11 protein-coding genes and 1 riboswitch are annotated in these 9,120 nt (G+C 30.0%); of the genes, 7 read left to right on the top strand and 4 right to left on the bottom strand.

Features of this window, described 5'->3' with window-relative positions; all coding sequences use genetic code 11:
• The 6 genes from ACRC28_RS04050 to ACRC28_RS04025 all read left to right on the top strand — a co-directional run.
• Positions 1 to 1,228, top strand: a 1,228-nt coding sequence (locus tag ACRC28_RS04050) for an MSCRAMM family protein (protein WP_438542171.1), incomplete at its 5' end; no start/stop codon positions are given.
• Positions 1,229 to 1,329: 101 nt separating this feature from the next.
• Complete coding sequence (locus ACRC28_RS04045) at positions 1,330 to 1,683, top strand: hypothetical protein (protein WP_438542170.1); 354 nt, start codon at positions 1,330 to 1,332, stop codon at positions 1,681 to 1,683.
• Between the two features lie 176 nt (positions 1,684 to 1,859).
• Positions 1,860 to 1,921: riboswitch (Fluoride riboswitch) on the top strand.
• A 62-nt stretch (positions 1,922 to 1,983) separates the two neighbouring features.
• Entirely contained in the window at positions 1,984 to 2,370 is a 387-nt protein-coding gene (crcB, locus tag ACRC28_RS04040; RefSeq protein WP_438542169.1) for a fluoride efflux transporter CrcB, read from the top strand.
• Between the two features lie 21 nt (positions 2,371 to 2,391).
• Entirely contained in the window at positions 2,392 to 2,721 is a 330-nt protein-coding gene (locus ACRC28_RS04035) for a DUF190 domain-containing protein (protein WP_438542168.1), read from the top strand.
• 426 nt (positions 2,722 to 3,147) lie between these two features.
• Entirely contained in the window at positions 3,148 to 3,531 is a 384-nt protein-coding gene (gene crcB, locus ACRC28_RS04030; RefSeq protein ID WP_438542167.1) for a fluoride efflux transporter CrcB, read from the top strand.
• A gap of 353 nt (positions 3,532 to 3,884) precedes the next feature.
• Complete coding sequence (locus tag ACRC28_RS04025) at positions 3,885 to 4,391, top strand: QueT transporter family protein (protein ID WP_438542166.1); 507 nt, start codon at positions 3,885 to 3,887, stop codon at positions 4,389 to 4,391.
• Positions 4,392 to 4,433: 42 nt separating this feature from the next.
• Here ACRC28_RS04025 and msrA read toward each other — a convergent pair whose 3' ends face one another.
• From msrA to ACRC28_RS04005, 4 genes are all read right to left on the bottom strand, one after another.
• On the bottom strand, positions 4,434 to 4,901 hold the full coding sequence (msrA, locus tag ACRC28_RS04020; protein WP_438542165.1) for a peptide-methionine (S)-S-oxide reductase MsrA: 468 nt from the start codon (positions 4,899 to 4,901) through the stop codon (positions 4,434 to 4,436).
• Between the two features lie 118 nt (positions 4,902 to 5,019).
• Positions 5,020 to 5,871 (bottom strand): DMT family transporter, encoded by an 852-nt coding sequence (locus tag ACRC28_RS04015; protein ID WP_438542164.1) that lies wholly within the window; start codon positions 5,869 to 5,871, stop codon positions 5,020 to 5,022.
• A 2-nt stretch (positions 5,872 to 5,873) separates the two neighbouring features.
• Complete coding sequence (locus tag ACRC28_RS04010; RefSeq protein WP_438542172.1) at positions 5,874 to 6,599, bottom strand: tRNA 2-thiocytidine biosynthesis TtcA family protein; 726 nt, start codon at positions 6,597 to 6,599, stop codon at positions 5,874 to 5,876.
• Positions 6,600 to 6,958: 359 nt separating this feature from the next.
• The gene (locus ACRC28_RS04005; RefSeq protein ID WP_438542163.1) at positions 6,959 to 8,251 is read right to left on the bottom strand and encodes a cation:proton antiporter domain-containing protein; all 1,293 of its coding nucleotides are present in this window, start codon (positions 8,249 to 8,251) and stop codon (positions 6,959 to 6,961) included.
• A 272-nt stretch (positions 8,252 to 8,523) separates the two neighbouring features.
• On the opposite strand from ACRC28_RS04005, the gene ACRC28_RS04000 reads away from it, so the two are divergent.
• A partial coding sequence (locus ACRC28_RS04000) for a linear amide C-N hydrolase (protein ID WP_438542162.1) occupies positions 8,524 to 9,120 on the top strand: 597 nt, incomplete at its 3' end.

Below are 9,120 nucleotides of genomic sequence, written 5' to 3'. Positions count from 1 at the left end.
TGGAAAAGTAAGCTTTATAAAAGTGGACAAAGAAGATGGTAAGGTCCTTGAGGGAGCAGAGTTTAAGCTTTATAAAGAAGGTGTAAGTGAAGCTATAAAAACTGTAAAATCAGACAAAGAAGGAAAAGTAGAATTTACCCATTTAGAAGAAGGTAAGTATTCAATAGAAGAAACGGTAGCACCGAATGGTTACGAGGTTAGCAAAATAAAAGTAACCTTTGAAATAAATAAAAAAGGTGAAACTGTAAATCTAGAAGGACTTGTAAAAGGTAAATTTGAAAATAAAAAAACACCAGTAATACCAGAACCGACACCACTTGGAAAAGTAAGCTTTATAAAAGTGGACAAAGAAGATGGTAAGGTTCTTGAGGGAGCAGAGTTTAAGCTTTATAAAGAAGGTGTAAGTGAGGCTATAAAAACTGTAAAATCTGATAAAGATGGGAAAGTAGAATTTACCGATTTAGAAGAAGGTAAGTATTCAATAGAAGAAATGGTAGCACCGAATGGTTACGAAGTTAGCAAAACAAAAGTAACCTTTGAAATAAATAAAAAAGGTGAAACTGTAAACCTAGAAGGACTTGTAAAAGGTAAATTTGAAAATAAAAAAACACCAGTAATACCAGAACCAGCACCACTTGGAAAAGTAAGCTTTATAAAAGTGGACAAAGAAGATGGTAAGGTTCTTGAGGGAGCAGAGTTTAAGCTTTATAAAGAAGGTGTAAGTGAAGCTATAAAAACTGTGAAATCTGATAAAGACGGGAAAGTAGAATTTACCGATTTAGAAGAAGGTAAGTATTCAATAGAAGAAAAGGTAGCACCGAATGGTTACGAAGTTAGCAAAACAAAAGTAACTTTTGAAATAAATAAAAAAGGTGAAACTGTAAATCTAGAGGGACTTGTAGATGGTAAATTTGAAAATAAAAAGACACCGATAAAACCGGATCCAACACCAGATCCAACACCAGATCCAACTCCGGATCCAACACCGGATCCAACACCAGATCCAACACCAGATCCAACTCCGGATCCAACTCCGGATCCAACGCCAGATCCAACACCAGATCCGACTCCAGATACAAAGCCAGATACGAAACCAAATCCAAAGCCAGATACAAAACCTGAAGTTGATAAATTACCAGCAACAGGTAGAGTAGGATATTCTTTTGGAATAGGATTTGTGCTATTGTTAATTGGGACATTTGTGTATGGAAAAGGAAGAAAATTATAAATGAGAGGGAGCTATTTTATAGCTCCCTTAATTGTGTCTATAGGAGCAAAGGTGATATAATATAATAGAAATATAAATTGGAATATATAGGAGGAATAAGTATGGGTTTTTTTGATAAAGTAAAAGATTTTGCGGAAGATGCAGGGAGAAATGTGGCATCAACCTCAAAGACGTTAAGTGCAAAGGCTGATACAAAGTTAAAAATAGCAGCTTTAAACAAAGAGATGGAAGAGGCTCGTGTAAATATAAGAAAGACACATGAAAAAATAGGTGAGGCATTTTTAAATGAATACCAAAATCAAATTGCAATGGAAGATGATTTAATAATAAATGCAATAAATGAAATAAATAAAAATAATGATAAAATAAGTGAAGCAAAGCTTAGAATTTTAGATGAAGAAGAAGCTTTAAAAGAAAAAATAAGTGATATTGAAAGAGATAAATACGAGGATTAATTCCAAAACTTAACCAATAGTTAACAGAATGTTTATTGAGAAAGTTAAATGAAATATCTATAATAAAGATAACACAAAAGAGAAATAGATTAAAAACAAGAGAAAAAATGTTTTATAAATAAACAGAAGATAAATTACTTGTGATCAACAAAAGATAATCTATTTATAACAACAAAAGAAGAACAGGTTATGGAGTTAACCTTTATCCGCTTTAAAAGCTAATGACTCCTACAGATTACATAAAATTTGTAGGGGTAGTGGCTTTTTTTTTACGGAAAAATTTATATGAGGTGAAAGAAGATGCAAAAAATCACGTTAGTTCTTTTAGTTGGGTGTGGTGGTTTCATTGGAGCAGCATTAAGATACATTATTTCATTAAATGCAACAAGAGCCTTTGGAACACATTTCCCATATGGAACATTAATAGCAAATATTCTAGGAGCAATAATAATAGGATTCGTAATGAAGTTAAGTTTAGAATCAGCAATTGTATCTCCAAACATGAGATTATTCCTAACAACAGGAATGATGGGTGGACTTACAACATTCTCAACATTCTCTTATGAGACTATAGGTCTTTTAAGTAGTGGTGAGCTTGGAGTTGGAGTTTTAAATATTGGAGTCAACTTAGGATTCAGTTTAGTAGGTGTTGTAATTGGTATGTCAATTGCAAGATTATTAGTATAGACAATTTAGGAGGATGAGAATATGAAAAACATTGATAATGCTAAATTAGTAAAAATATTTGTAGAAGGTAGCGATAAATTTGGACATGAGCCATTATATAAAGCTATAATAGAAAAATTAGAAGAAGTAGGCATATCAGGAGCAACTGTTATGAGAGGGATTGAAGGATTTGGATCAAGCAAAGAATTACATTTAGATTTACTTGAAGTAATGGCTAGAAATTTACCAATCTTAATAGATGTATTAGTTCTTGATCAAGAAAAATTAGATAAACTTATAGAAGTTGTATCACCAATGATGAAAACAGGAAAAATTGCAATAACAGACAATGTAACTGTATTATCATTTTAAGCAAGAATCTAAATTTTTATTTAGTAATTCGAGCAAATAAATTATATAAACTTATTTTAAAAGAAGATTTATAAGGAACTTTGAGGAGTTTTTTATAAGTCTTCTTTTTTAATTAAAAATTAAAAATTAAAAATTAAAAATTGGGAGGAGTTGCAGGTAACTTTTTTGGAGAGGGCTCAAATTTGTCTGGCGACGAATTTTATCGTGGAAGACAGGTAGGGATTTACACAGAGCAGTTAACACAAAAAGTAATTCTTATTGTATTTGAAAAATGAAGTGTGAATTTAGGAAGAATACAAAAAGAAACACTTATCAAAAAGTAAGTGCGACAAGTGAGAATGGTTATAGATTTGGCGAAGAGTGTTGGAGTGGGTGTAGATGTATTATTTTTTTTGAATGGTGCAAACTATGGTTGAGGTGATATAAATGCAGAGAGTTTTTTTAGTAATTTTAGTTGGTTGTGGCGGATTTATTGGTGCTTCGTTAAGGTATTTAATTTCACTTGGGGCAAAAGGGATAGGAACATCATTTCCTTTTGGGACACTGATTGCAAATATCTTAGGAGCATTGATAATTGGTTTTGTAATGCAGTTAAGCTTAGACACTGCATTAATTTCAGCAAATACAAGGCTTTTTTTAACCACAGGAATGATGGGAGGGCTTACAACTTTTTCAACATTTTCATATGAAACTATTGGACTTTTAACTACAGGGCAAAGTGGACTCGGAATAGTAAATATTATAGTGAATTTAGCGTTGAGTTTATTAGGAGTAGTTATTGGAATGGCTATTGCTAGAGCTATGGTTTAGGAGGATAAACATAGGAATAAAGCAAATGATGAAGTTAGGAAAAATAGCAATACTAGAAAATGTAAAGATTATTGATATGAATAATGAATAAAAAGATTGAATTTTGAATTCTTTTAAATTAAAATATAGTTTGTAAATAAAATGAATAGATTGACAGTTCGAAAGCCTCCTGTCATAAAACAAAACTAAGGCGTATGATTGATATAGGTTAGATTATTATGCGTAGAGTTTTTATTAAGACTCTACCTTTTTATTGATTTTTAGATCACAAAATCAATAGATGGACAAACGATAAAGTCTATCTTAATTTTGGAGGTATAAGAAGTTTCAATCTTTAATTAGGGGGAACTTTCATGGAAAAGAAAACAAAGAGAATAGTTTATTCAGCATTGATAGCAGCTATATATGCAGCTACAACATTACTTTTAGCACCACTTAGCTTTGGACCTATACAGGCTAGATTTTCAGAGGTGTTAGTGTTGTTTGCATATTTTGATCCGTTTTATATTGTAGGATTAACACTTGGCTGTTTTATTGCAAATATTCTTGGATCATCACTTATGGATGCAGTAATAGGATCATTTGCAACGCTTATAAGTGTAATTATGATTTATCAAACAAGCAAATTAAAGATATCTAGTGAGAAAATAAAGCTATTTATAGCATCCTTATGGCCTGTTATATTTAATGGATTAATTATAGGGTGGATGTTAGTTGAGTTTGTAATACCAAAAAGTGAGGGCGTTACAATTTTAGTTGCAGGATTACAAGTAGCAGCAGGTGAGTTTTTAGTAGTATCTATTATTGGAGTTATCGTTATTTATAAGTTGAAAGATAGAATAAAGAAATTATTAAATTAATAGCTTTATTTAATGAGAAAAGGACTGCAAAATTTGCAGTCCTTAATTTAATTCTATATGACAATATCCATTTGGATTTTTTCTCAAGTAATGTTGGTAAGTTTCTTCAGCTTTATAATAGCTTATAAGAGGTTTGATTTCAGTAACAATAGGTTTACTATAGATTTCTTGCTCATTATCACGTGTAAGTAATATAGTATCAATATCAGATTCTTTAGTATAGTAAATACCAGTACGGAACTGAGGCCCTACATCTTTTCCCTGTCTATTTTCAACTGTTGGGTTAATAATTCCCCAAAATTCAATTAGTAATTCTCTAAGTGAAGTTGTTTTTAAATCATATACAACTTTACAAACTTGGACAAATCCAGTATCTTTTATAGTCTCATATGTAGGATTTTCAGTAGTACCATTTGCATAGCCAACTTCAGTTGAGATAACTCCATCTAATCTTGACATAAATTCTTCTACGCCCCAGAAGCATCCACCGGCTAAATATATTTCTTTCATAAAAATAACTCCCCTATAAGTAAATTTATTTAATAGTATTAACAAATAACATATTAATATGTATTTATTATATGAAATAATAATAGTTTACTTCAATGTTAAAAATGTTATAAATTTTTTAATTTTTTCTTTTCCTAGATAATAAATTTACAAAAGAGGCACTTATTATAATTATATATCCAATTATAGAATATATATCTGGAATTTCATTAAAAATAATAAATCCATAAAATGCAGCAATTATAAGACCTATGTAAGAATACATAGAAACTTCTGAAGCTGGTGCATATCTATAAGACAATGTTAAGAAAACTTGACCAATCATAAAACTAAGACCAGCACCAACCATAATTAAAATATTAAAAAGAGTAAGTCCACTTTTATCAAAGAAAAGTGAAGGGAAGCAAATAATTGTTGCAATTCCACTAAAAGATAATATAACAGTGAAAAAATCTTCTTTATTACCAATTAGACGAATCATAGTGTATGCAAGACCAGCTGTTGCTGCTGCAAATATACCAAGTAAGGCTGGAATTATTGATGAGTTAAATTCAGGTCTAACAATAAAAATACAACCTAAAAAGGCAACTATAAGACATGCTAATTGCTTTTTTGTAAGCTTTTCTTTTAATAATATAAAAGAAAAAATGATTGTGAAAAATGGGCTTAATTGATTTAACATAGTAGCATCTGAAAGATATAGATGTTCTAATGAGAAATAAAAAGCACAAATAGAAACAGTCCCAGCCAGTCCACGAATGAGAAGCTTTAATCTAGTTCCTTTATGTCCAATGAAGGAAGCCTTACGTCTTTTTAAGATTATTATAACAATAAGAGTTGCAACTGCATTGGTTATAAAGGTTTTTTGATATGGATTCATCCCAGATGAAAGCTTACCAAACATATTCATAGTAGTGAAAAAGAAGGCTGATAAAATCATAAAAATTATAGCTTTTTTCTTATTATTCAAAATTACATCTCCCTAACAATTTCTTTGTCCCAAATAAACAGTTGAGATGAGTTGTTTAAAGAGCGGAAAAGATTTTTCTTAAAACCTGGAATCTTTTTATCGAGTTCACGAATAAGCTCTTTTATATCTTGTCTGTTAGTTTTTCCATCAGCTGGACAAGGGTTGTGTATAACAGGATAGTTATAGTCACGAACAGCTTTTTTAGTCATGTATTCATCTATATAAACCATTGGTCTAATTAAAGTTATATTATATTTATCCATATAACTTTTAGGTGAGAAGCAGTTTATCCTACCTTCATAGAACATAGACATAGCTAACGTCTCTATAGCGTCATCTTTATGATGACCTAAAGCAACCTTATTACATCCAAGCTTTTGAGCAGTATCATTTAAAGCACCACGTCTTAAATTAGCACATAAAGAGCATGGATTTTTTTCCTTACGGATATCAAATACAATTTTAGCAATATCAGTTTGAACTTCATGAAATTCAATATTAAGATTTTTACAAAGTTTATGAAGTGGTGAATTATCAACATCACCAGGGTTTAAAGTAATAGCGATAAGTTCAAATTTTTGTGGAGAAAACTTTTGATATGAATGTAATATATGTAATAGTGTTAGACTATCTTTTCCACCAGAAAGCCCAACGGCAATCTTATCACCATTTTCTATTAAAGCAAAGTCATTAATAGCCTGCCTAGTCTTACTAAGAAGCTTTTGCATTGTCATAAAAAACAACTCCTTTTGTTTAAAATTAATACTATTCATTTTAAAGGAATATGAGTAATAATGCAAAAAAAGTATGATAAATTTGAATTATAAAATTATTTATTAGAAGAGAGGAAGAAAGAGGTGAAGAGGCTTGGAAAGTGGAATAAATATTTAAAAAATATAAAAGATGATAATAAAATGTAGATATAAAAGTATAAAGACAATAAACCCCTTTAAAGAGATAATAAAACAAAAAATACATAAAAAGTAAATATATAAAATAAACAATGATGATAAGATTGATATAGACTTTCTTTGACTAATAAGAAAAAAAGATAAGTATCTACAAGTGTAGATACTTATCTTTTTCATTAGCTACTTTGTTTAGTTGTATTTAAATCTGGATGATGAATTTCATGTTTAAATGCAATAGGATTTATTGGAACTGCAATTAAATCATTGATTATTCCAGCTGACATAACAATTATTGTGGCAAGCTGTATTAGATGCATTTGGTGGTAAACCATAGGATTACCGTGGGCTTGTGTTAGCATTTTATTTAAGTAAAATACGAAAAATGCACCATTAGCACAATAACCTAAAAGGGCGACTCCCATATTGTCACATACTGTTTTAGGAGCTTTGAATATTTTACCTGAGATAAAGTAACTTATATATTTACTAACAATTCTAGCGATTAAGAAAAGTATAGCACCTATTAATAGTGGTCCTTTTAAATCTCCAAGTAATATAAGATTTATATTAGCTCCGATTATAAATAAGTTAACTACAAGTAAAAGCCAAAGTATAGGCATCATAGCAGATGTTAGTTTCTTAGTAGCCTCTATGTCCTTAGTAGCATTAGCAAAATAAATTCCCATTCCAAGTGCATAAATAGGTTCTAATAAGAAGTTGTAGTGTAGTGCACTGTTTACGAATTGTGTAACAAAAATAGATACTAAAAGTATTACTAAAAAGGTTATTGTAGTTAAAGTCTTATTCATTGGTTTAGTAACAACTTTAGCTATAAATCCTAATAATAGACCAAATATTCCTGAGGCAATAAACATTAGGAAAACAAAGTATATTGGTGCAGAAACTAATGAATAATAACCTAATGAAATAGATGCGACAGCCATAAAAACTAGGAACCCAACAGCCATATCAATGGACGCCATTGGAACTGCATTACTAGATACATCTCCTGAAGGTTTAAATTCTTTAATTGAAGCTATTGGATATGCTGGAATTGCAGCAGATGACATTGATCCTAAAAGGACTGAAAGCATCCACGAAGCTTTAAATAAGAAATGAAAAACTAAAGTTACAACTAAGATAACAATAATATTAGATAAAATCGGCATACCGATAATTTGGGTAGCAGACTTTTTAAACATTTCTTTTTTAAAGCTAATTCCCATATAGATTCCAATACCAATCATACCGAATCCGGTAGCTAATTTATAAATAAGAGAATCGTGTGCAGCTTTTGCAAAAGTTCCGTATACAGGAATGAAATGTCCTAGAAAGTGGTACGAGGCAATGAATCCTATAATAAGTGCTGCAAGCACCGAAGGGATCTTAAATTTAGATAGGACAGAACCAAATTTGAAGGCTATAAAAACCCAAACAACTAAAAATATAATAGCATAAATATTTCCCATAATGAATCGCTCCTTTTTGAAAGTAAGAATGTCTTACTTATTTTTATTTGATACGTATTAAAAGTAAAGCAAGATATATGCCAAAATTATGAAAGAATTAAAATATAGGTGAGGAGGTATAATAAGAATGTAGAGAAGTTTTGTTTTAAAAGCATATATAAAGGAAGAGCAAATATTAAATGAGGAAGATTTTGGACAAAAATAGTTTTTAAATGGCATGGTACTTGCTTGTTAAATATTAGTGTGATTATAAAATTTAGGAGGTATGAGTTATGTGTACAAATATAACATTAAAATCAGAAAACAAAGTAATTACAGGAAGAACAAATGAGTTTGCGATTTTATTAGATGCAAATTTTGCAGTTTATTTAAGAGGAGAAGAATTAAATGGATTTGCATCTGATAAAACTAAAGGAATGAAATGGAAAAATAAATATGGATTTGTTGGAGTAGAAGCTCCAGACTATGCATATGACAATATATGTATAGATGGATTAAATGAAGAAGGGTTATCAATTCAAGGTTTATATTTACCTAATTATACAGAATATGCTGAAAGCACAAATGGAAATAATGAAATAACAGGGTTATCTTTTTCTAACTATATTTTAGGAAACTTTAAGAACATAGAAGAAGTTAAAGAAGGATTAAAATTAGTTAAAGTAGTAAGTGAGCCTTGCAACCTAAACGGTGGTGTAGAGCCATTACATTTTCAAATTAATGATAAGAGTGGAAAAGCTATAGTTGTTGAATTTATTAATAAAGAAATTAAAATTTATGAAAATGATTTTGGAGTTTTAACAAATTCACCAGAATTCCCAGTGCAATTAATAAACTTAGGTAATTACACAAATTTAGATAAATATTGT

The sequence above is a fragment of the Clostridium sp. genome (genome assembly GCF_051650885.1).
In the GTDB taxonomy this organism is placed as follows: domain Bacteria; phylum Bacillota; class Clostridia; order Clostridiales; family Clostridiaceae; genus Clostridium.
Note: the sequence above shows the minus strand (reverse complement) of the source record. Positions and strands in the feature narration are given on the sequence as shown.

Coding starts and splice junctions, on each gene's coding strand:
- ACRC28_RS04045 (WP_438542170.1), top strand. CDS start 1,330: ATGGGTTTTTTTGATAAAGTAAAAGATTTTGCGGAAGATGCAGGGAGA.
- crcB (WP_438542169.1), top strand. CDS start 1,984: ATGCAAAAAATCACGTTAGTTCTTTTAGTTGGGTGTGGTGGTTTCATT.
- ACRC28_RS04035 (WP_438542168.1), top strand. CDS start 2,392: ATGAAAAACATTGATAATGCTAAATTAGTAAAAATATTTGTAGAAGGT.
- crcB (WP_438542167.1), top strand. CDS start 3,148: ATGCAGAGAGTTTTTTTAGTAATTTTAGTTGGTTGTGGCGGATTTATT.
- ACRC28_RS04025 (WP_438542166.1), top strand. CDS start 3,885: ATGGAAAAGAAAACAAAGAGAATAGTTTATTCAGCATTGATAGCAGCT.
- msrA (WP_438542165.1), bottom strand. CDS start 4,901: ATGAAAGAAATATATTTAGCCGGTGGATGCTTCTGGGGCGTAGAAGAA.
- ACRC28_RS04010 (WP_438542172.1), bottom strand. CDS start 6,599: ATGCAAAAGCTTCTTAGTAAGACTAGGCAGGCTATTAATGACTTTGCT.
- ACRC28_RS04005 (WP_438542163.1), bottom strand. CDS start 8,251: ATGGGAAATATTTATGCTATTATATTTTTAGTTGTTTGGGTTTTTATA.